A 23,722-nucleotide genomic window follows, 5' to 3' on the forward strand; every position below is an offset into this window, starting at 1 on the left:
ATTCTATTCGGTAGCGCCAACAATGGCATCAATTACCGCTTCCACTAGGCTATCCAGAGCTACCGCTTTTTGCTGCCCGCTAGCCCGCAAATCCTTAATCTGAGCCTCATCTTTAGCCAACTCGTCAGGCCCAATAATGACTGCATAGGCCGCACCGCTGGCATCCGCCTTCTTCATCTGGGACTTAAAGCTAGCCGATTGCCCATCTGGGGGGCAAAATAAAATCACATCAATACCAGCGCTACGCAGGCGCTCAGCAATAATCATGGCTGCTGTCAGGGTCTCACCGCCTTGATGCAATACAAAAACATCGCATTGCGCCTGTGCTTCTGGCAGGGATCCAGAGACCTTCATCAACTCAAGCACACGCTCCATACCCATTGCCCAGCCACATGCAGGAGCAGACTTGCCACCCATACGCTCGATCAATGGGTCATAGCGACCACCACCAGCGATCGTACCTTGCGCACCAAGCTCCTCGGTAATCCACTCAAACACAGTGAGGTTGTAATAATCTAAGCCACGTACTAAGCGAGGGTTAATCTTGCATGGAATGTTATTTGCCTTAAGCAAAGCCTGAACAGCTTCAAAATGCTTAAGCGACTCTTCACCCAAGTAATCTAATAACTTAGGAGCGCCCTCAATCAACTCTTGCATTGCTGGATTTTTAGAATCCAAAATACGCAAAGGATTACTCAGCAAGCGACGTTGAGAATCTTCATCTAATTGTTCTTTGTGAGCCTCAAAGTAAGTCACCAAGGCGGCGCGATGCTGTGCACGCTCAGGAGCCTGCCCCAAAGAATTGATCTCCAAGCGTACCCCCTTGAGACCCAACTCATCCCAGAGACGCTGACCCATCAAAATAATCTCGGCATCAATATCGGGACCAGCAAAGCCCAGGGCCTCAATACCAAATTGGTGAAATTGGCGATAGCGCCCGCGCTGTGGACGCTCATGGCGGAACATCGGCCCGGTGTACCAAAGACGCTTGGGTCCTTCGTATAGCAAATTATTTTCAACGACTGAGCGAACGATGGCGGCAGTACCTTCGGGGCGCAAAGTGAGTTGCTCACCGTTCAAGCGATCCTCAAAGGAATACATTTCCTTTTCAACAATGTCAGTTACTTCGCCAATACCACGTTGAAATACTGCAGTTGCTTCAACAATCGGGGTACGCAAGAACTCATAACCATAGGCGCGCGTTAGGTCACGCAATACATGCTCCAAGTGTGCCCATTGCGCAGCATCCGCTGGCAATAGATCATTCATTCCGCGAACGCCATTAATCTTTTGGATCTTTTGTGTTTTAGCTTGATCAGTCATGATGTGCTTTGAATATGGTTTTTATTATTTTTGTTTTAGATATCTGCGCTTATCGTTACTTGGGCGCGTAATTTTGATTGACGTATTCGTCCACAATCACCTGAAACTCTTCGGCGATATTTTCCCCACGCAAGGTTTTCACTTTTACGCCATCCACAAATACTGGGGCAGCAGGTGTCTCGCCAGTGCCCGGCAAAGAAATACCAATATTGGCATGCTTACTCTCGCCAGGTCCATTCACAATACAACCCATCACAGCGACATTCATATTCTCCACGCCAGGATGGGTCTTTTTCCAAATCGGCATTTGCTGACGTAGATAGGACTGAATGCTGGCAGCCAACTCTTGAAATGTAGTGCTCGTCGTTCTACCGCAACCAGGACAAGCAATCACCATTGGCGTGAAATTACGCAAACCCATGGTTTGCAAAATCTCTTGGGCCACAATTACTTCATTCTCGCGTGGCGCACCCGGATCTGGAGTTAAAGATACTCGAATCGTATCGCCAATGCCCTCTTGTAACAAAATACCCATTGCCGCTGTTGAAGAAACAATCCCTTTGCTACCCATTCCCGCTTCAGTGAGACCTAAATGCAAAGGATAATCAGAGCGTCGAGAGAGATCGCGATAGACAGCCACTAAGTCTTGCACGTTACTGACTTTGCAAGAGAGCAAAATTTGATTAGGATCCATGCCAAACTCAACTGCCTTTTCGGCAGACTGCAATGCAGACTGAATCAAAGCCTCAATCATCACTTCTTGCGCAGTCTTTGGCTCCGCTAGGGCTGCATTACTATCCATGATGCTCGCCAGCAAATCTTGGTCCAGACTGCCCCAGTTCACACCAATCCGGATCGGCTTGTCATACTTGCAAGCTGCCTCAATCATTTGCGCAAACTGTGGATCGCGCTTAGCACCTTTACCAACGTTTCCTGGATTAATGCGGTACTTTGATAAAGCCTTAGCGCATTCTGGGTAGTCATTCAATAAGGTATGGCCGTTGTAATGAAAGTCACCAATGAGTGGTACTAATACATCCATCTTATCGAGCTGCTCTCGAATGTACGGCACCGCTGCTGCTGCAGCTGGAGTATCAACGGTAATACGCACCATCTCCGAACCGGCACGAGCAAGCTCTTTTACCTGAATAGCAGTACTAAGCGCATCCGCAGTATCGGTATTCGTCATTGACTGCACGCGAACTGGCGCATCACCACCAACTGTAATGACGTTCGTTTTCCAAATGACTTTAGCCTGGCGCGTTACACGCTTAGGTGACGGACCCAAAGGCAGCTTAGGAAGATGATTAGAAAAATTACTCATGAGGATTTGCTTGAATCAATCATCCAGTCGCTTGAGCCACTGCACAGGTTGCTCGGGAATAATAATTTTTGCATCATGGACTGCGCGCTCACGCACCCGAGTGCGATCAACCACATCACCCGCTAATTGGCCGCAGGCTGCAGCAATATCGTCGCCTCGCGTCTTACGCACAGTAGCTACCATGCCGGCATCTAGCAGAATACTGGCGAATGCATGCACCCGTTGCGCTGGGGAACGCTTTAATCCAGATTCGGGGAAAGGATTAAAGGGGATGAGGTTGACTTTGCACTTGATGTTCGCAAGCAAACGCACCAATTCTTTCGCTTGAATATCAGAGTCATTAACACCATCGAGCATGCAGTACTCAAAGGTTAAAAAATCTCTTGGGGCAAACGGTAAATACCGCTCGCATGCGGCAAGCAATTCTCTTAAGGGATATTTTTGATTGAGTGGCACGAGTTGATCGCGTAGAGCATCGTTCGGCGCATGCAATGAGACTGCCAATGCTACTGGGCAATCCTGCGCCAAGCGATCAATCATTGGCACAACACCAGATGTCGAAACAGTCACACGACGGCGTGATAAGCCATAGGCGCGGTCGTCAAGCATGAGGCGCAAAGCAGTCACAACGTTGTCGTAATTGAGCAAGGGCTCACCCATACCCATCATCACCACATTCGAGATGACACGGCCAGTATGCTCCCAGCCAGGGGTTGGGTATTCTTCAACACGACGTACTGCGTTCGGATCGTTGCGCAATAAGTGCTCAGCAAACCACAACTGACCAATGATTTCACCAGCGGTAAGGTTGCGAGAGAAGCCTTGATGCCCAGTTGAGCAAAAACGGCAATTAACCGCGCAACCGGCTTGTGAAGAAATACACAAGGTGCCACGATCATCTTCTGGAATGAATACAGACTCTACGGCATTGCCAGCACCAACATCAAGCAACCACTTACGGGTGCCATCATGCGCTTGCTCGTCTTTAATTACCGGGAGAGAAAGAACTTCTGCTTTATCGAGCAATGTTGCTCTGAAGCTTTTTGCTAAATCGCTCATGTCGTTGATGTCAGCAATACCACGTTGGTGTATCCACTGCATGAGCTGCTTTGCCCTAAAGGGCTTTTCATTCAACCCCGCGACATACGCTGCCATTTGGTCAGCGTCAAAATCTAAGAGATTTACGCGCGGGGAGGTCAATGCGACTACTTATTCAATAGTTTGTTCAATAATCGTTAATTAACGATTGAACACATTCATGCCAGGGAAGAAGAATGCAACTTCCACAGCAGCAGTTTCAGGAGCATCCGAACCGTGTACGGCGTTCGCATCGATGCTATCAGCAAAGTCAGCGCGAATTGTGCCTTTATCTGCCTTCTTAGGATCAGTAGCGCCCATTAAATCGCGATTCTTAGCAATTGCGCCTTCGCCTTCCAATACCTGAATCATTACAGGACCAGAAATCATAAAGCTCACCAAATCTTTAAAGAAAGGACGGTCTTTGTGAACGCCATAAAACTGCTCTGCTTCTCTTTGTGACAAATGCGCCATTCTGGAAGCAACGATCTTCAAACCAGCAGATTCAAAACGGTCATAGATCTTGCCGATGACGTTTTTAGCTACAGCATCAGGTTTGATAATAGAAAGGGTGCGTTCAATAGCCATGCAAAACTCCAGTAGTGATTTCAAAGGTTTAGCTAAATTGGCGTTCTACAGGGGCTTAGAGGGGATTTTCTGCCCCACCACCTACAGCGCGCTCGGAATTCAGCGACCCCCGAATTATACAACGGCCGACCGTATTTACCCTGATCCCCACAAGGCTAAGCCATTGAATTTACAGGGCATAACCCTTCACTTTGTGGTCTTTTTCAACGGATTTTGATGAGGGGCTTGAAATTTACCCATTTTGTCTATACTTACTGACAACAGCCCCCAGTGGGCTCCTGTAATTACTAGAAAGAAGGAGTCAATATGAGTGATCTGAACTCTTACGGCTTTGGGCAGACCGGCTCGATTAGCACCCCGCAAATACGCAACCGCGTATTGCGTAATACCTATGCCCTCTTGGCCCTATCCATGGTGCCTACAGTGATTGGCGCTTGGCTAGGCGTTGCATTCGGCCTCAACTTTATGGCTGGTAGCCCTTTCTTAGGCTTCATCGTCTTTATGGCGATCGCTTTCGGTTTTTTCTGGGCAATTGAGAAAAACAAGGACACTGGCGCTGGCGTCCTTTTGCTTCTGGGTTTCACCTTCTTTATGGGCATCATGATGTCCGGCTTAGTGGGCTACACCCTAAATAGTTATAGCAACGGTGCTGCTTTAATCATGCTGGCCTTTGGTGGAACAGCAGCCATTTTTGCCGTAATGGCAACGATAGCCACTATCAGCAAGAGTGACTTTTCCGGAATGGGTAAATGGTTAATGGTGGGTGTTTTACTCTTGATCGTTGCCTCATTGGCCAATATTTGGTTGCAACTACCCGCCCTGATGTTGACTGTGATGGTTTTGGCAATTGCTATTTTCTCCGCCTTCATTTTGGTTGATGTACAACGCATCATCAATGGTGGTGAGACCAACTACATCATGGCTACATTAGCAATCTACTTGGATGTCTACAACGTCTTTACCAACTTGCTTGCACTCTTGGGCATTGTGGGCGGCGACAGAGACTAAGTTTGATTCTGACTAAACATGAAGCTTCAATAGAAAAGGCACCTGCGGGTGCCTTTTTCTTTAGCTGAGTTTACTGAGTTGTCAGACCTTTTCAAAGACCGCTATTGACTCGACATGGGATGTGTGAGGAAACATATTGACGATACCAGCACTCTTGAGGGTATAGCCCGCCTGGTGACACAAAATATCTGCATCCCTGGCTAAAGTCTTAGGATTACAAGAAACATACACAATGCGTATTGGTGGAAAATCACTAGCCTGCTCATGTAATTGCGCCAGAGCTTGACAGATCTCCATTGCCCCCTCACGTGGAGGATCCATTAACCAGCGGTTAGCTCTACCCCATGAAGCAATCGTTTCTGTCGATACCTCAAATAGATTGCTTTGCATGAAGCTCACTTTATCTGCGAGTTGATTATGCTGCGCATTGGACTTGGCTCTAGCAGTCAAGCTTTCTAAACCTTCAATACCCAAGACTTCGCTTGCCCGTCTTGCAAGTGGCAAAGTGAAGTTGCCAATACCGCAGAACAAATCAAGCACCCGATCGCCCGGCTTCACCTCGAGCAGACGAATTGCCCGACTCACCAAAGCGCGATTCATCAGATGATTGACTTGCGTGAAATCCGCCGGCTTAAATGGCATTTCAATTTCAAACTCAGGCAAGCGATAACAAAGTTTTCCAGTGAGCGGATAAAACGGCGCTACGGTTTCGATCCCCTTAGGCTGTAACCAGATCCAAACTTGATGTTGGTCTGCGAAGTCCCGCAAGAGTTGCTCATCTGCTGGCGTGAGGGGCAATAGATTTCTAAAGACTAAAGCCGTTACTGGACGCGCTTTTTTAGGGTCATCAGAATTCGGATTCTCGGGCTCGCCAACGGCGATCTCGATTTGAGGCATGCGGTCGACGATCGATAAACCCATCACCAACCTGCGCATTGCGGGAAGCAGATCAGAAACATGTTTGGGTAAGATCTCGCAAGCAATCATATCCGCTACATAGCCACTCTTACCTTCGTGAAAACCGATCAGCACTGTGCCCTTTTTGATTGAGCGATTCACAGCACTTAGGCGAGCACGATGACGATATTCCCAGGCAGGTCCACCCATTGGACGCAGAATTTCTTCTGGAGCAACTTTAGCAATATGTTTTAAATCATCCTCTAGAACACGTTGTTTCATTGCAATTTGCGCCCGAATATCCAAATGCTGCATGGTGCAGCCACCGCACACACCAAACGCTTTACATTTTGGCTCGGCTCTAAAGACCGCTGGCTTGAGAATGTCGAGAACTTTAGCTTTGCTAAAGCGAGCCTTATCGCGGGTAATGACATAAGTCACTAGTTCGGTTGGCAAGGCTCCTTGAATAAAAACTACTTTGCCACTTTGTCCTGCCTCTGGGCTATTTCCAGCCTCTTCCTCAGTGGGGGCCAAGCGTGCAATACCCTGGGCATCAAGATCCAAAGATTCAACATAAATTGGCTCAGTCACAACAATGTGAACCGGTTTCTCTCCCCTACGCATCCGGAGCAAAGCCTTGGAGATACTCTTGCCACTGAGCGCCATGAGGTTCTTTTGCAAGACTTTCCAGATATGCTTTTACAAAAGTGATTTCTTCTTTGTACTCTTCCAAGGAGAAGCCGCCACGCATGAGCTGAAAGCGGCAGTACATTAAATACGTATTGACCACATCGGTTTCGCAATAGCGACGAATCTCATCAATCTTGCCATCTTGATATGCGGGCCAAACTTGACTGCCATCCATGCCCATCTTCCCCGGAAATCCACAGAGCTTTGCTAAACCATCTAGGGGTGCATTAGCGCGTCCATTAAATTTTGCCAAGAGATCCATCATATCCAAATGGCGCATGTGATAACGACTAATGTAGTTATTCCACTTAAATTCGCGACTATCGTTTTCTTGGCTCTCACCCATCTCCCAATAGCGCGGCGCTTGTACATGATTAGCTAAAGCCCGGTAATGTAGAACAGGCAAATCAAAGCCGCTACCATTCCAAGAGACTAACTGGGGGGTGTACTTCTCAATTAATTCAAAGAAGGTTTGTATCAGAACCTTTTCATCATCCGCTATCGATCCTAAAGTGCCAACCTTAATCTGGGGTGAGCCATCTTTAGTTGTCCTACGAATCACACAGGAGATAGCGCATATGCGCTGTAAATAGAGAGGAAGAAACTCGCTACCCGTCTTCTCGGCACGATCTGCCATTGCTTTAGCAGCAACCTCGCTATCAGTCATCGATGCTGGATAGTCATCTAGACGACGCAATCCCGCCACATCTGGAATTGTTTCAATATCAAAGACGAGAACGGTTGCCATACTTAAATCGTTAGCGATTGAGTGACAGCAATTACTGCAAGTATGGCGTTGGATTTACCGGCTTGCCATTTACTCGCAATTCAAAGTGAAGCTTAACGGAATTCGTGTCGGTATCACCCATCTCCGCAATCTTCTGCCCCTTTTTGACCGAGTCGCCCTCTTTCACTAAAAGGCTGCGATTGTGCGCATAGGCAGTCAGATAAGTATTGTCATGCTTGATGATCACAAGATTGCCATAGCCACGCAGGCTATTGCCGGCATAAACCACTTTGCCATCAGAAGCGGCAGTTACTGGGTCGCCCAACTTTCCAGAGATATCAATCCCTTTGGATTTTTCACTAAATTCATCAGTGACCCTACCTTTTGCCGGCCACGATAAACGAATGCCAGGTTCTGCGACCATTTCTTTTGCGGGTTCTGACTTGGAGGATTCAGCCTTGGGTACATCCGCTTTAGGAGCGTCTGTATTTGTCGTGGATTTCGTTACTGGCTTTGCGGCTGTTTTCGATCCCGCTGGAGGCTTTACCAAAATCAGGTCTCCCACCTCAATCTGATTTGGGTTGGACATATTGTTCCACTGCGCCACATCTCGAGGGGACTGGCCATGATCTAAAGCAATGCGCGCCAAGGTATCACCGCGCTTGACGCGATAGTAGCCTGGGGGGGTTGACTCACTACCGCTACTAGTGCGATCCACTACATTTGCAGGCTTGGCGCGTGGCGTGGTACTACAACCGATACTTAGCAGGGCTGAGGCCGCTGCCAGAAGTATCAGGAGGTATTTAGCGATTAAGTTCATGGGGTACATGGTGTGTCTCATACTACCCCTGATTGTAAGGGGACAAAAAAGACCTCATCTAGAACGGTTCTTTGGTAGCGCTGGGAGCTCATGCGCTCAACCATAATTAATTGCTGCTCTTTTTCATTTTTTGCCACTGGGGCAACCAATCTACCTCCAATTGCCAATTGATCCAATAGGGCATCAGGAATACCCAAACCGGCAGCCGCTAGGATAATTCCATCAAATGGGGCGGCTTGAGGAAGACCCAAAATGCCATCGCCGTAGATTAAACGCAAATTATTGATCCGAAATGGCCGCAGTTTCGCTCTAGCCATATCATGCAATGGCCGGATTCGTTCAATTGAGTAAACCTCATCAGCCAGCAGACTCAGAACAGCAGCCTGATAGCCGCAGCCAGTACCAATTTCCAAGACCTTACCTAATTTGTGTCTTGGTTTATGCAGTAACTCAATCATACGAGCTACTACCGATGGCTTAGAAATAGTTTGAGAATGGCCAATGGGTAAGGCAGTATCTTCGTACGCTTGAGGATGCATTCCAGCATCCATAAAAGCATGACGAGGAACAGTTGCAATTGCTTCTAATGTTTTGCCATGCTTGACTCCAGCAGCGAGCACCTTCGCCGCTAAAGCTTGCCGATGACCGGCATTGCGTTCAGCCGCAGACTTCAACCGCGACCCCAGCCATTAGCACGCATCGCTGCCAAGCGGGCGTGGTGAGTTAAATCTAACTGCATGGGCGTGATAGAGATGCATCCATCATCAATCGCATGAAAGTCCGTTCCCTCGGAATTATCTTTGGCGTGCCCCGCAGCGCCAATCCAGTAAATGTCATCACCACGCGGACTCTTTTGCAATACCACTGGTTGCGAGTGATGGCGATTACCCAGACGAGTCACACGCCAACGATATAAATCAGCGTAAGGTCTATTGGGAATATTGACATTTAGTAAGGTCGCAGTACCTTCGGTGTGCGCTAATTTAGAAACAAGCATTTGCGCAACAATGTCATGGGCTGCCTTAGCGGCGTCATCAATGCGGGCCCAGCCTTTATCAATTTGTGAAAACGCAATTCCGGGAACACCAAACATCACCCCCTCAATTGCGGCAGCTACCGTGCCAGAGTACAAGGTATCTTCACCCATATTCTCGCCTTGGTTAATGCCAGAAACTACTAGGTCTGGCTTCTCATCCAAAAATCCTGTCATCGCAATATGAACGCAATCAGTTGGTGTGCCATTGATAAACAAAAATCCGTCACGCTCACCACCAGCCACACGATGAATGGACAAAGGACGCGATAAGGTAAGTGAATTAGAGGCACCACTGTGATTTTGTTCGGGAGCAATCACCGTCACCCTACCCAGTGGACGAATGGCGTTAACCAAAGCCAAGAGGCCGGGAGCCAGATATCCATCATCATTTGAGATCAGGATATGGGGCTGTTTTGTATTTTCACTCATGGTTTGAATACCTTATTAGCGCTACTCTATTCTTAACACCGCTTAAGCTTTGGCCGCCTGGGTTAAGCTACGCCCTCTAAACCATCCGTATATTACTGGCAATACTAGGAGCGTCAAAATCGTCGTGGTAACCATGCCACCTACAATCACGAGCGCCAAAGGCCGTTGCGCTTCAGATCCAATAGAGTGCGATAAAGCTGCTGGCAAAAGCCCAAGGCCCGATAACGCAGCTGTCATCAATACGGGACGAACACGCAAGGAGGCGCCCTCCACCATTACGTCCTTCATCTCTCCATGCTCAGTAGCGGCAGTCTTATTGATAAAAGAAATCAAAATGACTCCATCCTGAATCGCAATACCAAACAGAGATAGGAAGCCAAAGAATGCTGAGATACTTAAAGTCTCACCAGCAAGATGTAGGGCAATTACGCCACCAATCGCAGCAAAGGGCACATTAATCATGACGATCACTGCATCGCGGAAATTACCAAAAGCACTTACCAGTAACAAGAAAATTCCTAAAAGTGCCATTGGCACAATCAGCATCAACTTCTTCTGAGCCTGCTTCATTTGATTGAACTGACCATCCCAGGCAATGGAATAATTTGGCGGCAAAGTAATGTTCTTCTCAACTAAAAATTGCGCATCTTCCACGGCGCTACCTAAGTCGCGGCCACGCACGCTAAATTTAATCGCGATATAGCGCTTACCGGCTTCGCGATAAATAAAGAATGGGCCATCAGTCAACCGTACAGTGGCAACCATAGATAAGGGAATCGATGGTCCATTAGGTGAATCAACTAAGAGGTGCCCAATATCGGCAATGTCATTACGACTGCCTTCATTTAGACGAATAGCAATACCAAAGGTTTTCTCATCCTCTAAGAGATTGGTTACCGATGCGCCACCAATCGCATTGGCTACCACCGTCTGAATATCATTAACGTTAATGCCATAGCGCGCTGCACGCTCGCGATCAATCTGAATATTCAGAGTTGGCTGACCAAGCTCCTTCAAAATGCCCTCATCAGCAACACCACGCACTTTCTTGAGCTGATTAATCACTTCATGCGCTTTTTGATCCAAAACATCCAAGTCTGTGCCGTAAATCTTGACAGAGTTTTCACCCTTAACGCCCGATAAGGCCTCGTTAACGTTGTCCTGAATGTATTGCGAGAAGCTATAAGTCACACCCGGAATCTTATTAAGCTCTTCCTCTAGGTTTGCAATCAATGCTTTCTTACTTGAGCCACTTGGCATCGCATCAGGACTCTTTAAATACAAACCATACTCTTGATTAAATACGCCAGTAGAATCGGTTCCGTCATCTGGCCTACCGATTTGAGCAGCAACCTTATCAATCTCAGGCTGCTTTAAGAAAGTTTCTCTGAGCTGATTGGCGATCTTGATGGAGTAATCTAAATCAACCGTATTCGGAAGAGTGACGCGCAACCAAATATTATTCTCTTCGAGGGTTGGTAAAAACGCCGTCCCTAATCGTGTCACACTCAACAAGGTAAGACCTAAGACAAAAACCGCTAGAGAAACTACTGTAAGTGGGCGATCCATCCATTTTCTAAGCAAGGGCTTGTAGCCATTGAGAAGCTTGGTGATAAATCCAGGCGGCTTATGGTGGAGATTTTCACCAAACACCAAAGAAATCATGGCAGGCAGGAAAGTTAAACTGAGAACCATCGCTGCAATCAAGGCAAAGCCCATCGTAAAGGCCATTGGTTTGAAGATAATACCCTCTACTCCACCCATGAAAAACAAGGGGGAGTAAGCAACAATAATGATGCCAGTGGAATAAATCATCGCCCGCTGAACTTCACTAGTCGCCAAGATAATGCTTTGATTGAGGCGCTTACCGCCCTCCTCTAAGTGACGCATGACGTTCTCCGTCAGAATCACAGCAGAGTCTACAATCACGCCAAAATCAATAGCGCCCAAGGAAATTAAGTTCGCCGGCACGCTCCATAGGTGCATCTGAATAAATGAGACGCACAAAGCCAACGGAATCACCGCCGCCACAACGGCTGCAGCTCGTAAATTTCCGAGGAAGAAAAACAGCACTGCAAGAACCAAAGAAATACCAAAGAATAAGGTGTGCTTAACAGTGCCAATAGTGATGTCCAATAAAACCTGACGGTCATAGAAAGGAACAACCTCAATTCCTGGGGGCAAAACCTGCTTATTGATATTTTCAACTGTATTTCGTACGCGGGCTAAGACCTCGGTAGCATTTTCGCCACGACGCAAATACACAATCCCTTCGACAGAATCTGGGTTGTCATTGAATTGGAACAAGCCTAAACGTGGTGCGTTACCGATTTCTACACGGGCAACATCACCAATACGAATTGGCACGCCGTTATGAATAGAAATCACAACACGCTTAATGTCGTCGATGTTCCTGAGAAGACCAACACCACGTATAACAAACTGCTGCTCACCGCTAGGCAATAAGCCACCACCAGTATTGCTATTGGCGCTAGTTAGAGCCGCAATTAAGTCATTAACACTAACGCCCTTAGCCTGCAGAGTTTCAGGGGTAACAATCACTTGATACTGCCTGACCTTACCGCCGAAGGAGGAAACATCGGCAACCCCCGGGGTTTGCTTTAGTTCCTTATAAATCTCATAGTTCTGCAAGGTCTTTAACAACATGGACGATGCGTACTCAGACCTGACCTCATAGCGCATGATCTCGCCAGTTGCATCAGAATCTGGACTTACGCTAGATATCACCCCTGGCGGGAAGGTGACATTTCCAAGGCTGGTAATAAAACGTTGGCGCGCCTGAAATGGATCGGTTGTGTCATTGAACTTCAGCGTCACGACCGATAGACCAAACAAGGAAACGGACCGGAAGGCCTGCAAGCCTGGAATGCCTGCTAGAGCGTTTTCTACGGGAATAGTGACTTGTTGCTCAACCTCAGTAGTACTTCTTCCTGGCCATTGAGAAATCGCCTGAATAGTAAGTGGTGCTACGCCGGGGTATGGCTGAATCGGTAACTTAGAGAGACTGAACATCCCCAAACCCAAAAGCACGATTGAAGCAAAGATGACCAGCATCCGCTTCTCAACGACACCTCGAATAAAGGAAGTAAAAGCGCTCACTTAGTCTTCCTGCTTTGCAAATCGATCATTCAACAATACCGCGCCTTCCGCCAAAATACGAGAGCCAGGCTCGACACCTTCAGTAATAGCGAACGTCTTACTATTGAGATCGTAACCCCTCACCGGCAAACGACGATAGGACTCATCACCCGCTTTAACAATGACGTAACGCATCTCCCGGATACGCACTACCGCGGTTTGCGGCACCACGATGGCATCAGCCATGCCAGTGGTGAGTTTTGCTGAAGCAAACATATCAGGACGCAATAGATCGTCAGCATTTTCAATTTCGGCACGAATGAGTAAGGCGCGTGTTTGGGGATCAATGGTTGGTGCAATATAGTTCGCGTACACCACGAATTCTTTATCGGGATAAGCCTCGACTTGCAATACCATCTTTTGGCCTGTCTTAATCAAACGCAAATCCTGCTCAAACACATTACCCAAAAACCAAAGCTGCTTAGGATCAGCCAAGGTGGCAATCAGATCGCCAGCATTAACCGCTGAGCCAGGCTCAACATTACGCTTAACGACTACACCCTTTAGTGGGGAGCGCATGATCAAATTGCTCTGTGTCTTACCAGTAGTTTCAATTGCTTTAATATCGCCATCCCCAGCACCAAGATTGCGCATACGATTTGCGGCAGCTTGTTGCGTTATGCGAGCATCACCGAGCAAGTCACTCATGGATTTACTTGATTCCAGTACTTTGGCATTTTTAGACGACAGTAAATACTCTTGCTGCGCAGACAGAAATTCAGGGCTGTAGAGTTCAACAACGGGCGAGCCAATATTGACATCGGCGCCATCAAAGGCATAGATACGCTCTACCCTGCCAGGAGCGCGGGCAGATAATACTTTTGATCTCTCTGCATTAAACGCTAAACGTCCTGGAACTCTAATATCAACAGGAACTTGAACTTTGACAGCATCTTGAAAGACATAAATATCGGGATTGAGTTTGACGCCTGGGAGCTTTAACTCCAAGATGCCACTCTTTTCAACCTTCAATGCCTTATCTGAAGCTTCAATTTTGACATTGCGATTGACATTGGTGATGCGGCCCAAAACAATACCCATCGATAAAATTGCGAATGCAAAAGCTGCCAGTCTTACACGGTAACGATTTTGCGGACTTAAGTTCCAGTACAAACCAGCCACAGCGGCAAAGGCAATTTGCAGACGATGTCCACCTAAATGCCATGCTTTATTAGCGATTGGTTTCGCTTTTTCGGCAAACTGTTTAAACAAAGAAAGAATTTTGTCTTTCAAGATCATTCCTTAAAAAGGTTCTTTACCGGCTGTCACCAGCAATACAGCTTGCGCTTGCAGAAGATTACTTTCCGCCTGCGCCAATTGAACTTCAAGATTGCGCAATTGGGTTTGCGCTGTCAGTAAATCGTTAAATCCCTGACCATTATTAGAGTATTGGGTTAAGCCCACCTTGTATGCGGCATCAGCCTGTGGAACTTGGCGCTCTTTTAAAAATTGAGTTTGATTCTTCGCTTGTTCGTAAGCGGCATAGGCGCTGTTGACTGCCAATACGATTTGCTGACGATTGGAAATGTTGCCCGCTTCAGCAGCCGCCTGATTGCGTTGCGCCTGCTCCACCCCGTACTTCTCTTTCGTAAAGAAATACAAAGGGATAACTAGATCGAGCTCTAATTGATAAAACATCGCACCATTGTTGGCTGAAAAAGGACCGCGCGGCGTGAATGAGGAGCCAATTACCTGAAAGTCTGGTAGGTAAGCTTTCTTCGCCAAATCTACCCCTTTGCGTGCCGCCTCTAATTGCAGGGCTGAACTCTTTAAAGAAGGATGACTGCTTTCCGCATAGTCCTCTAGCTCAACTAAGGTAGGCACACTATTCATGGCGCGACGAACATCACCACGCAATACCAAGCGCTCTCTTGAGTGGCGACCTACCAAGGTGTTGATGTTGTTTAGAGCAACTTGTAATTGACGCTCAACATTAAACTGATCCGCTTGCGCTGCACTTTGTGATACTTGCGCATTGAGATACTCAACATAAGCAGCCGCATTGTTGGTGTAGCGCGCCTTAGCGACATTCTTAATCATCTCCAAGCGCATGACGGACTCTTTAAGAACCTGCAACTGCTTCTGCGATGCTAAGGCGTTGTAATACAGAGTCGAGAGCTGCGCACCCAGTTGCAAGTAAGTAGATTCACTCTGAGCAAGCAAGGCTTCAGCATTGGTATTGGCAATATCGGATGCCAAGCTCCTCTTGCCCGGAAACTGAAATGGCTGCGCGATCGAGATCGAGTTATTGCTACTGATGCCATTAGGATATTGCGGAGGGTTTGGCGCATTTGCTCCCCCTAATGCAAATGGAGAATTCGCTGGCATTCCGGACCAGACCAACCCCACTTGCGGATTAGCGGGCGCTGCAATCTGTGGCACTGTTGCCTTAGCGGATAAATAAGACTCGCGTAAAGATGATAGTTGCGGATTATTGAGTTTGAGCTCGGCCCAGAGCTGACGCAAATCCATATCCGCTGGACCTGACGGCATACCTTTGGTATAGATCTTGGGTGTGTTGCTTGGCTTTACTGGCGAGAATAGCGATGCCGCATTGGCAGGATTAGGCTCATTGCCCACTACGGGTGGCGCGGATAAGGCGGTTTGGGCTTCGCTGGTTTGCACTGTTACTGTGGCTGGAATCGCCAACTCCGCTTGGGCAAAGACTCTTGGGGCAAAGCTAAAAAAGGCAAGCGCACAAGCAACCGTTGTTAAGGGATTATTTTTTAACTTCAGTAATGCGCTAATTTTCATTTGGCCGTAAATCAAATCGGCAGCCTCTAAATCTGTATTAATGCTGTTTTTATAGCCCCAGGATGCAGATTTCCCTGCATTTGTAGGGGGTTTGGAAGATTATAGGGGAGAAAACTCAAAAGTCCATTAATTGGGGTTTTCTATCTCATTGATTCTAAAGAAAATAATTAATTTAGCCCACCTAGAATCGCTTAAAACTCAGCATGAATCCTAAAAGACACGATATTGACTGGTCCACGGGCAGAGTTATAGGCCGGATTAATGATGTGTTGATAGTTCAATCCAGCAAGAACATTCTTGACAACAGTGGCGTTGTAATACACCTCACCGATACGTTCTGGCGAGTAAGAAATTGTCTGGCTTGGGCTGGCGTAGTCACCGATGAAGTAAGAAACACCACCCGCCTGCAGGTAACCGCGACGGTAGCTTGATAAGCCGTTTTGCATTGCCGATATACCAATGCTGTCTTTGGGGCGCTTCCAGCTTGTGCCATTCATTCCCAAACCAATCGAGATGGAATTATCAGCCTCTGTGAAGGACATGGTTTCGGTATGACCATCAGAAGTAAAGGCGCGACCATAGATACCTAGGTCTTTAGTTAAAGCCTGCTCCCCATGAATACCCACGCCAGTTTTGTACTGCATGTTGTTACGTACATTGTTAATTGCTTGCGTACCCTGTGCATTATTTTGTAGAACATAATTAGTTGCATCCTGAAAGCGCGCCAACATCATCTTGTTGCGATACGCCAAAACACTAACCTTACCCGGAAGGTCAGCAATATTATGCTGACGCTCTACCTCGACTTGATCGCCATAGGTATTGAAGATTTGCCAATTGAGGTCTCGACCATTGGGTGACTTTGGCGCCAGCATCCGAGAGGCACGCATCACCCAGTTATCCAAATACCATTCCCCTGCCAAGCCCCAGCTATAACCTCGCGCATCTGCAGCATAGTCATAAGCCAGGTATGTCATATTGCCCCAGTTCATAAACTGAATCCGGGGATCTTTGGCATAGCGGCTGTCATCAAAAATATCTAAGGTAGAAAACTGGCCGCCCGTGAGCACGACACGATTACTACTCACTGTTTGCGTAATTTGATTGGCCTCATTTTCTAAGACAACCTTATCACCCTCTTGATTAATGGTTTGACGCACAAAAGCACGAGCCGAGTAAAACTTAGCTTGCGCGCCATTTGCTTTGGTTGCTTCACCGTTCGTGAAACCACCTAAACCAGATAAATCAGAAAATGGCACACCAGACACCACCTCCGGATTGAAATAAATGTCTGTATTGGGCGCAAGGCGTGCACCAAAGAATAAGGTCCCTGACCAGGTATAGCTCATCGCCCTTTCGGCGCTCAAACTATTCATGCCAGAGTAAGACGAGGTGAAATTGTTATAACGTTGATTAATGTAAGTGGTTTGCCCGTGAATATTCACCGGTAATCCAAAAAGCATTCCTTCGGTTGGGAGATCGTCAATCGGTGAGGCAAAACTAGCAATCTGATCAGAGCCCGACCCTGCTTTTTGTGCATGCGCAGAGCTACCCCAAAAGGCACTCAATACACTGAATAGCAAGAGAAGGTATAACTTGTGGGTCATTCACAATTTCACAATGCTTAGCATCAATGGCCAATGAACAGCTTAGGGCCAGATCTACCGGGGTAAAAACAAGACAAATCGGTTAGGCACGGTGTGAGATTGAAGCTCAACAGTGGTGCAGGCCAAATTATCCCCAAAAAGGAGCAATTTACCTAGAATTTATGTCGATTTAGTGACTAATATGCCGCTTATTGGTCACAGCACGCAGTCAGCAGAATAAATCGCTATGAGACCCCAGGCTAGCCAGACTCAATATTTATCTGCGATCCATGAGTGCTCTAGCCAAGGTTCCTGCATCGACGTACTCAAGCTCACCACCAACTGGAATACCTCTGGCGATTCTGGTGACTTTAATGCCTTTGGCTTTAAGCACCTCACCAATGTAATGGGCCGTTGCCTCACCCTCACTCGTGAAATTCGTTGCCAATACCACTTCCCTGACTGGCACACCAGTGTCAGGTGCCTCAATGCGATTTAGTAATCGATCAAAATGAATTTCATTAGGACCCATGCCATCTAGTGGCGAGATACGACCCATTAATACGAAGTAATTACCCTTAAAACTCAAGGTCTGCTCAACCATGACTTGGTCGGCGGGTGTTTCCACAATGCAGAGTAACGATGGATCACGACGATCATCATTACATGTACTGCAAATTTGGGTTTCCGAGAACGTATTACAACGGGCGCAATGCCCAACGGCGTCTACTGCTTCACCGAGTGATTGGGCAAGCACTGCTGCGCCATTGCGATCATGCTGAAGCAAGTAAAAAGCCATGCGTTGCGCAGACTTTGGACCCACTCCCGGCAATACACGCAATGCCTCGATCAATCGACCGAGTGCATCTTGCGGAGCTTCATGGCGCGCCATTAATAAATTGCAATCAACAATTAAAAAGGTAACTTAAAGCCAGGAGGCATTGGCATGCCTGCTGTTGCGCCAGACATCACTTGTGCGCTAGCAGCCTCTACTTGTTTGAATGCTTCTGTATAAGCAGTTACCAATAAGTCTTCAAGCATTTCACGGTCATCCATTGCGCCTGGATCGATCTGTACACGCTTCATTTCGTGCTTGCCCGAGATGGTGACTTTTACCAAACCGCCAGCGGCTTGACCAGTCACTTCTAGCGCAGCCAATTGCTCTTGCGCTACTTTCATCTTCTCTTGCATCTGCTGAGCTTGTTTCATCAAACCCGCAAGGCCACCTTTCATCATCGCTTGATTTCCTTATTCTCTATTTGTCTAATATTGATCTAATTTGGCAATTAGAGCGGTTTCACAGAGCCGCCAACCACTTTGGCTCCAAACTCTTTCTCTAATTGCTGAATAAATGGATCTTGAGCGATCATCTGCTCTGCATTCTGTCTTTTCTCTTGATGAATCTGCGCATCAACCTTAGCTACGGTCTTGCCTTCTACCTCACCCTTCTCAATTACGAGTTTTACTGGTTTGCCAAAATGTGCAGTCAAGGCATCAGCCAGGCGTGCAACAGAGGCTTCAGATGCAAGTTGCGGCATTGGCGTCACCACGGATGCACGCACACCAGCGGCTGAATCATTCCACTCTTGCAACTCTGTCTGAAAAGCCAACTGCTGAACCAAGCCTTTCACCGGTAGTTGACGCATCAAGGCATGCCAATCTGGACGATCTGCACTTGAAGCGACTGGCGCAGAAGCTGGAGGAGCTGAAGCAGCAGGCGCTGGAGCAGATGACGCAGGTGTAGATCTTGCTGGAGCGGCAGTTTGATTGGCCGGACCAGCAGCTCTTGGTGCAGACGCTACTGGTGGCACTGAATGACCACCCGCTGGAGCTGGCTTACTCGGTGTTACGCCGCCCGGACGAAAGGCCAGCATCCGCAAGAGCGTCATGGCAAAGCCCGTTTGCTCATCTGGAGCAAGCGATAAATCGGGACGACTCGTAATACTAATTTGATAGAAAAGCTGGGCTTCCTCTTTAGAAAGTGCTCCAGCTAAGCGATGAATTTCTGCTGCCTCAGGCCAATCCTCTAATACAGACTCGGGAACAATTTGCGCGGCGGCGATTTTCTGAATGAGGCTTGAGAGATCTGCCAACGCTAATGAGAAAGACATACTGCGCTCACCCATCTCATTGGCAATTGCCAATAGTGTTGCGCCATCTTTAGCTATTAGTGAATCCAGAATTCTGATGAGGTATGCATCATCTAAGGTGCCCAGCATGCCCCGCACTGCTTCTTCAGATACTTTGCCAGCAGCGTATGCAATAGCTTGATCAGTAAGTGATAAAGCATCGCGCATGGATCCTTGGGCTGCTTTAGCCAATACACGTAGTGCATTAGTTTCGTAATCGACCTTTTCTGCAGCAAGGACTTTTTCCAAATGCTCTACGATGAGCGGCACTGGCATTTGCTTGAGATTGAACTGCAAGCAACGCGACAAAATAGTTACTGGGATCTTTTGGGGATCCGTAGTTGCCAGTATGAACTTCACATGTTCAGGCGGCTCTTCCAGAGTTTTGAGCATGGCATTAAAAGCATGATTGGTGAGCATGTGCACCTCGTCAATCATGTAAACCTTATAACGCGCATTACTTGGTGCGTAGGCCGCTTTCTCTAAAAGAGCGGCAATATCATCTACCCCGCGATTACTCGCAGCGTCCATCTCAATATAGTCAACAAAGCGGCCGGCATCAATTTCCAGGCAAGCCGGGCATTTTCCACAGGGTTCTGAGGTCATTCGACCTTGACCATCTTCTCCGGTGCAATTCAGGGCTTTAGCCATAATTCGGGCAATCGTGGTCTTTCCGACCCCGCGAGTGCCTGTAAATAGCCATGCGTGGTGTAGTCGACCCTGGTCTAAGGCATGGGTTAATGCCTTAACCACATGGTCTTGTCCTACCAATTGGGAGAAAGTTTTAGGGCGCCACGAACGGGCTAAAGCTAATGCTGTCATGTATTACATTCTAACAAGCTAAAATAGAATTGGACGGGCCTCCCCGCATGGCGGTTTGGATAACCTGGTCAGGTCGGGAACGAAGCAGCCAAACCCAATTCTGTCAGTGCCGGGGGTCGGGCTCGTCCACCTTCCCCAAGCTAGATTTAGCCCAATCACAGGATCTTGAGAATCCTCAAGATTCCCCAAATCATCCAAATAATTAGCAATACAAGCATGACCCTTGAATCGAGAGAGATTCGAAATAGCTTCAAATGCTTGTGAGAACACTCAATAGAAAGTCGCATCCAGATCCCCGTGAAGTCGGAAAGACTTAGGGTAGATGTTTGAAATGCGAAATGACAGGTTTTGCAGAGGATTCTGATGTGGGAATGGGATGAGCAATTAGGCTATCAAACTGGGCTTCTTTCTTATGAGCCCCATACTCCAACCAAATAAGCTATTTTTTCTAAATTACAAGATTTGGTGGAGCTAAGTAAAACTCAAGGCACAATATTCACTTAATATCTTTTACTGAGAAGCCCATGCCTCAAGCCATTATTTTCGATGTAGAAGCAACCGATAAGACTGATGCCGTCATCATTGAGGCGGCCTCTTTGGATGTCACGTCCATTAATCCGCTTGCTGTTGGTAATCCCTGGGTGCAACGCTATAACCCTGGTAAGCCAATTAGCTTGGGGGCTTTAGCAACTCATCACATTATGGATGAGGAATTGGTCAACTGTCCTTCTAGCAGTTCATTTAGATTGCCTGCTGGCACCAAGTACATCATTGGTCATAGCGTAGATTTTGACTGGGAGGCGATTGGCAAGCCCGAGGTAAAACGCATCTGTACGCTTGCCCTTGCGCGCAGTCTTTGGCCTGAGTTAGATAGCCATACTCAAAGCGCTCTGCTCTATTACTTTGAACGTGCTACCGCTAGAGACCAATTGCGTGATGCCCATAGCGCATTAGCAGATGTTTGGATCTGCTCTAAGATTTTGGGTCGGATTATTGAAAAGCTACATCCTGGCTCTTTAGATGCTTTATGGGAAATGTCTGAGAAGGCTCGCATTCCGACGATCATGCCTTTTGGTAAACACAAAGGTGAATTGATTGGCCAGGTGCCATCTGACTATAAGCAGTGGATGCTGCGTCAGGACAATGTTTCCGAGTACTTGCGCAAGGCTCTCAGCGCAAAGTAAGCACCTTTACTAGGGAATAAGGAATCCGTGATTTCCTTATTCCCCTTCTAGGCCTGCTGCTGATTCTTTTTTCGCTACTACCTTTTTGCCGCCTACTTACTGATACTTGCGGCCAAACACGCGAGTATTCGTTTGTTCATTGCGCTTGGTATTTTTCAACACTGCACAGTAAGACAGAATCATGATCACTGCGAGTGAGATGCCATTGAAGTTGTTTAATAGTTCCATTTGATTTCTCCTTATTTACTTTTGACTTAGTTGCTTACTGGGTTAATGAGTTTTTACTTCGTTAATCGTTTATCGCGCGATGGGTAATTCATCCCACTGCGTGGTGTAGTTCGGTGATCTATTGCCTGATCGCATTTGCCAGTCTTGCTTGGTACCTGCTGCCGCGGTTCTAATGACAGCGTTACCAAAGCGACTGTTGATTGAGTCCAGGGCCTTCATGAGGCCAGCAGATTTACCCTTGACTTCCATGTCATCAAATAGCGATTGCTGCATGGTGGGCTTATCCGCCAACAGATTGAAGATCACACCTGCTTTTTTATACTTAAAGCCGGTTTTATAGATTTGTTGGAGACCCTTTAATGCGGCAGTGGTTAACGTTAAGGTGTTATCACTAGGATCACTGAGGGCAACGGTAATGCTTTGATGGTGTTGTGGCTCGAATTGTTTGTGTGGGTTAGTTTGCACAAATACTGTGAGCGCGCCCGTCACTGACTTCTGACTTCTGAGCTTCTCAGCACCTCTAGCGGCATGAGTAGCAACAGACTCAGCCAACTCTTCCATGGAAGTTACCGGTTTACCAAAACTTCTTGAAGAAATGATTTGCTGTTTGGCTGGAGCCACTTCTTCTAGCTGTAAGCAAGATACGCCGCGCAACTCATAGCAAATGCGCTCAATCACAACGCCAAATTGTTGACGCATGGCTTGTGGTGAAACTTGCATGAGATCAAATACACTATGGATCTTCAGATCTTTGAGTTTCTTCGCGGTCTTGCCACCAATACCCCATACCTCACCTACCGGTGTCTCGGTCATCCATTGATATAGCTCCTCTTTAGCCATGGAGCTGATGTCGCATACACCAGCGAACGGTTTATATTTCTTGGCAAGGTGATTGGCTAGCTTGGCAAGTGTCTTGCTAGCGCCAATACCAACACATACAGGCAAGCCCGTAGTGTCTTTAACTTCTTGCTTGATGATTTGACCCAAGCTAGTGGGGTCAACATATTGCCTCAGTACAGTCTCAATTTGCAGAAAGCTCTCGTCAATGCTGTAGACCTCTAAATTGGGTGTGAACTTTCTTAAGACTTCCACTACCCTGCTGCTCATATCACCATACAAGGTGTAGTTTGAAGAATAGGCCTGGATACCATGTTTTTTAGCCAGGTCCTTCATCTGAAACCAGGGTGTACCCATCTTCACACCAAGCGCTTTGACTTCAGCACTACGCGCTACGGCACAACCATCGTTATTGGAGAGCACCACCATCGGCACATCTTCCAGCTTCGGCGCAAAGACGCGCTCGCAAGATACATAGAAATTATTGACATCTACGAGTGCGAAGAGTTGATTGGTTTGTCCGGCTTGATTCATGCTGACCTCCCGTTTCTGCTGCTAGCATGGCTGTACTTGCGTACTACCCCAACGACTACTCCCCAAATTTGGAGTTCGCTGTTCTCGTTAAAGGTAATAGCCTGGTAATTCGGGTTCTCAGGCTGGAGCTCTGTTTTGCCGCGCAATTGATAAAGGCGCTTGATGGTGTACTCGTCATTCACGACAGCCACCACGATATCTTTATGTTTTGGCTTGAGGGCTTTATCGACTACCACCTTGTCGCCATCACAAATGCCTGCGCCCATCATCGAATCACCCTTAACAGTGAACATGAAGGTAGCTGGCTTGTTTTGGACTAAGTAGCTATTGAGATCGAGACCTTCCTCGGCATAGTCCGCCGCTGGGCTCGGAAATCCTGCTGAAATGCGATGACTCAGGAGTTTGAACTCATAGGCGCCATTGACCGCCAAAGCCTGTGGGGCCTGGGTCAGAGTGCTTTCTGAGGAGCTTTGTGGAAGTGCGATAAGTGCCATGGGTTCTAATATACTGTATATCCATACAGTATTTCAATACCCGACACTTATTTCATGAAAAAACCGTTATTTATGG

Annotated in this window: 20 protein-coding genes, 1 other RNA gene and 1 pseudogene; 3 read left to right on the plus strand and 19 right to left on the minus strand. The window is 47.3% G+C overall.

The window, feature by feature from the left end:
- Positions 1-3 precede the first annotated feature (3 nt).
- From hisS to ndk, 4 genes are all read right to left on the minus strand, one after another.
- Positions 4-1,323 (minus strand): histidine--tRNA ligase, encoded by a 1,320-nt coding sequence (gene hisS, locus AOB49_RS06075; RefSeq protein ID WP_062308977.1) that lies wholly within the window; start codon positions 1,321-1,323, stop codon positions 4-6.
- 55 nt (positions 1,324-1,378) lie between these two features.
- Positions 1,379-2,647: a flavodoxin-dependent (E)-4-hydroxy-3-methylbut-2-enyl-diphosphate synthase gene (gene ispG, locus AOB49_RS06080; protein WP_062308979.1), complete on the minus strand. Its 1,269-nt coding sequence runs from the start codon at positions 2,645-2,647 to the stop codon at positions 1,379-1,381.
- 15 nt (positions 2,648-2,662) lie between these two features.
- A complete protein-coding gene (rlmN, locus tag AOB49_RS06085; RefSeq protein WP_062309370.1) occupies positions 2,663-3,802 on the minus strand; it encodes a 23S rRNA (adenine(2503)-C(2))-methyltransferase RlmN in 1,140 nt (379 codons plus the stop codon).
- Between the two features lie 84 nt (positions 3,803-3,886).
- Positions 3,887-4,312, minus strand: a complete 426-nt coding sequence (gene ndk, locus AOB49_RS06090; protein WP_062308980.1) for a nucleoside-diphosphate kinase — start codon at positions 4,310-4,312, stop codon at positions 3,887-3,889.
- Positions 4,313-4,618: 306 nt separating this feature from the next.
- On the opposite strand from ndk, the gene AOB49_RS06100 reads away from it, so the two are divergent.
- Complete coding sequence (locus AOB49_RS06100) at positions 4,619-5,320, plus strand: Bax inhibitor-1 family protein (RefSeq protein ID WP_062308986.1); 702 nt, start codon at positions 4,619-4,621, stop codon at positions 5,318-5,320.
- Between the two features lie 81 nt (positions 5,321-5,401).
- Here AOB49_RS06100 and rlmD read toward each other — a convergent pair whose 3' ends face one another.
- The 12 genes and pseudogenes from rlmD to dnaX all read right to left on the minus strand — a co-directional run bounded on the left by rlmD (position 5,402) and on the right by dnaX (position 20,369).
- On the minus strand, positions 5,402-6,841 hold the full coding sequence (gene rlmD, locus AOB49_RS06105) for a 23S rRNA (uracil(1939)-C(5))-methyltransferase RlmD (RefSeq protein ID WP_062308988.1): 1,440 nt from the start codon (positions 6,839-6,841) through the stop codon (positions 5,402-5,404).
- A complete protein-coding gene (locus AOB49_RS06110) occupies positions 6,834-7,655 on the minus strand; it encodes a 3'-5' exonuclease (RefSeq protein ID WP_062308990.1) in 822 nt (273 codons plus the stop codon). The genes rlmD and AOB49_RS06110 overlap by 8 nt, the downstream gene beginning before the upstream one ends.
- Positions 7,656-7,686: 31 nt before the next feature.
- Positions 7,687-8,475, minus strand: coding sequence for a peptidoglycan DD-metalloendopeptidase family protein (locus tag AOB49_RS06115; protein WP_062308992.1), 789 nt, complete (start codon positions 8,473-8,475; stop codon positions 7,687-7,689).
- Positions 8,472-9,095 (minus strand): annotated as a pseudogene (locus tag AOB49_RS06120) (protein-L-isoaspartate(D-aspartate) O-methyltransferase); the annotation flags it as partial. The pseudogene AOB49_RS06120 and the gene AOB49_RS06115, both read right to left, overlap by 4 nt.
- Positions 9,096-9,124: 29 nt before the next feature.
- Positions 9,125-9,919 (minus strand): 5'/3'-nucleotidase SurE, encoded by a 795-nt coding sequence (gene surE, locus AOB49_RS06125; protein ID WP_062308995.1) that lies wholly within the window; start codon positions 9,917-9,919, stop codon positions 9,125-9,127.
- A 42-nt stretch (positions 9,920-9,961) separates the two neighbouring features.
- Positions 9,962-13,039, minus strand: a complete 3,078-nt coding sequence (locus AOB49_RS06130) for an efflux RND transporter permease subunit (protein ID WP_062308998.1) — start codon at positions 13,037-13,039, stop codon at positions 9,962-9,964.
- Entirely contained in the window at positions 13,040-14,311 is a 1,272-nt protein-coding gene (locus AOB49_RS06135; RefSeq protein WP_062309372.1) for an efflux RND transporter periplasmic adaptor subunit, read from the minus strand. It abuts the gene before it with no gap.
- Between the two features lie 9 nt (positions 14,312-14,320).
- The gene (locus AOB49_RS06140; RefSeq protein ID WP_216634651.1) at positions 14,321-15,832 is read right to left on the minus strand and encodes a TolC family protein; all 1,512 of its coding nucleotides are present in this window, start codon (positions 15,830-15,832) and stop codon (positions 14,321-14,323) included.
- Positions 15,833-16,023: 191 nt separating this feature from the next.
- Positions 16,024-17,439, minus strand: coding sequence for a carbohydrate porin (locus tag AOB49_RS06145; protein ID WP_062309002.1), 1,416 nt, complete (start codon positions 17,437-17,439; stop codon positions 16,024-16,026).
- 256 nt (positions 17,440-17,695) lie between these two features.
- Positions 17,696-18,310, minus strand: a complete 615-nt coding sequence (gene recR, locus AOB49_RS06150) for a recombination mediator RecR (RefSeq protein WP_062309003.1) — start codon at positions 18,308-18,310, stop codon at positions 17,696-17,698.
- Positions 18,311-18,330: 20 nt separating this feature from the next.
- Positions 18,331-18,654 carry a YbaB/EbfC family nucleoid-associated protein gene (locus AOB49_RS06155; RefSeq protein WP_062309006.1) on the minus strand — a complete coding sequence of 108 codons (324 nt, stop codon included), beginning with the start codon at positions 18,652-18,654 and terminating at the stop codon, positions 18,331-18,333.
- A 50-nt stretch (positions 18,655-18,704) separates the two neighbouring features.
- Positions 18,705-20,369 (minus strand): DNA polymerase III subunit gamma/tau, encoded by a 1,665-nt coding sequence (dnaX, locus tag AOB49_RS06160; RefSeq protein WP_062309007.1) that lies wholly within the window; start codon positions 20,367-20,369, stop codon positions 18,705-18,707.
- 32 nt (positions 20,370-20,401) lie between these two features.
- On the opposite strand from dnaX, the gene ffs reads away from it, so the two are divergent.
- Both ffs and AOB49_RS06170 read left to right on the plus strand, forming a co-directional pair.
- Positions 20,402-20,499, plus strand: an RNA gene (ffs, locus tag AOB49_RS06165) — signal recognition particle sRNA small type.
- A 394-nt stretch (positions 20,500-20,893) separates the two neighbouring features.
- Positions 20,894-21,553, plus strand: a complete 660-nt coding sequence (locus tag AOB49_RS06170; RefSeq protein WP_062309010.1) for a putative quorum-sensing-regulated virulence factor — start codon at positions 20,894-20,896, stop codon at positions 21,551-21,553.
- 96 nt (positions 21,554-21,649) lie between these two features.
- On the opposite strand, the gene AOB49_RS12365 is transcribed toward AOB49_RS06170, so the two are convergent.
- The 3 genes from AOB49_RS12365 to AOB49_RS06180 form a co-directional block, all read right to left on the minus strand.
- Complete coding sequence (locus tag AOB49_RS12365) at positions 21,650-21,781, minus strand: hypothetical protein (protein WP_281177812.1); 132 nt, start codon at positions 21,779-21,781, stop codon at positions 21,650-21,652.
- A gap of 69 nt (positions 21,782-21,850) precedes the next feature.
- Positions 21,851-23,152, minus strand: coding sequence for a Y-family DNA polymerase (locus tag AOB49_RS06175; RefSeq protein ID WP_062309011.1), 1,302 nt, complete (start codon positions 23,150-23,152; stop codon positions 21,851-21,853).
- The gene (locus AOB49_RS06180) at positions 23,149-23,646 is read right to left on the minus strand and encodes a LexA family protein (protein WP_062309013.1); all 498 of its coding nucleotides are present in this window, start codon (positions 23,644-23,646) and stop codon (positions 23,149-23,151) included. The genes AOB49_RS06175 and AOB49_RS06180 overlap by 4 nt, the downstream gene beginning before the upstream one ends.
- Between the last annotated feature and the right edge of the window lie 76 nt (positions 23,647-23,722).

This window comes from Polynucleobacter sinensis, assembly GCF_001595985.1.
GTDB classification, from domain to species: Bacteria; Pseudomonadota; Gammaproteobacteria; order Burkholderiales; family Burkholderiaceae; genus Polynucleobacter; species Polynucleobacter sinensis.

Excerpts from the sequence above, each read along its gene's own strand:
- rlmN (WP_062309370.1), bottom strand. The coding sequence starts at position 3,802 with ATGGCAGCGTATGTCGCGGGGTTGAATGAAAAGCCCTTTAGGGCAAAG.
- AOB49_RS06140 (WP_216634651.1), bottom strand. The coding sequence starts at position 15,832 with ATGAAAATTAGCGCATTACTGAAGTTAAAAAATAATCCCTTAACAACG.
- hisS (WP_062308977.1), bottom strand. The coding sequence starts at position 1,323 with ATGACTGATCAAGCTAAAACACAAAAGATCCAAAAGATTAATGGCGTT.
- AOB49_RS12365 (WP_281177812.1), bottom strand. The coding sequence starts at position 21,781 with ATGGAACTATTAAACAACTTCAATGGCATCTCACTCGCAGTGATCATG.
- AOB49_RS06155 (WP_062309006.1), bottom strand. The coding sequence starts at position 18,654 with ATGATGAAAGGTGGCCTTGCGGGTTTGATGAAACAAGCTCAGCAGATG.
- AOB49_RS06170 (WP_062309010.1), top strand. The coding sequence starts at position 20,894 with ATGCCTCAAGCCATTATTTTCGATGTAGAAGCAACCGATAAGACTGAT.
- recR (WP_062309003.1), bottom strand. The coding sequence starts at position 18,310 with ATGGCGCGCCATGAAGCTCCGCAAGATGCACTCGGTCGATTGATCGAG.
- ndk (WP_062308980.1), bottom strand. The coding sequence starts at position 4,312 with ATGGCTATTGAACGCACCCTTTCTATTATCAAACCTGATGCTGTAGCT.
- rlmD (WP_062308988.1), bottom strand. The coding sequence starts at position 6,841 with ATGCGTAGGGGAGAGAAACCGGTTCACATTGTTGTGACTGAGCCAATT.
- ispG (WP_062308979.1), bottom strand. The coding sequence starts at position 2,647 with ATGAGTAATTTTTCTAATCATCTTCCTAAGCTGCCTTTGGGTCCGTCA.
- AOB49_RS06145 (WP_062309002.1), bottom strand. The coding sequence starts at position 17,439 with ATGACCCACAAGTTATACCTTCTCTTGCTATTCAGTGTATTGAGTGCC.
- AOB49_RS06100 (WP_062308986.1), top strand. The coding sequence starts at position 4,619 with ATGAGTGATCTGAACTCTTACGGCTTTGGGCAGACCGGCTCGATTAGC.
- surE (WP_062308995.1), bottom strand. The coding sequence starts at position 9,919 with ATGAGTGAAAATACAAAACAGCCCCATATCCTGATCTCAAATGATGAT.
- AOB49_RS06175 (WP_062309011.1), bottom strand. The coding sequence starts at position 23,152 with ATGAATCAAGCCGGACAAACCAATCAACTCTTCGCACTCGTAGATGTC.
- AOB49_RS06110 (WP_062308990.1), bottom strand. The coding sequence starts at position 7,655 with ATGGCAACCGTTCTCGTCTTTGATATTGAAACAATTCCAGATGTGGCG.
- AOB49_RS06180 (WP_062309013.1), bottom strand. The coding sequence starts at position 23,646 with ATGGCACTTATCGCACTTCCACAAAGCTCCTCAGAAAGCACTCTGACC.
- dnaX (WP_062309007.1), bottom strand. The coding sequence starts at position 20,369 with ATGACAGCATTAGCTTTAGCCCGTTCGTGGCGCCCTAAAACTTTCTCC.
- AOB49_RS06115 (WP_062308992.1), bottom strand. The coding sequence starts at position 8,475 with ATGAGACACACCATGTACCCCATGAACTTAATCGCTAAATACCTCCTG.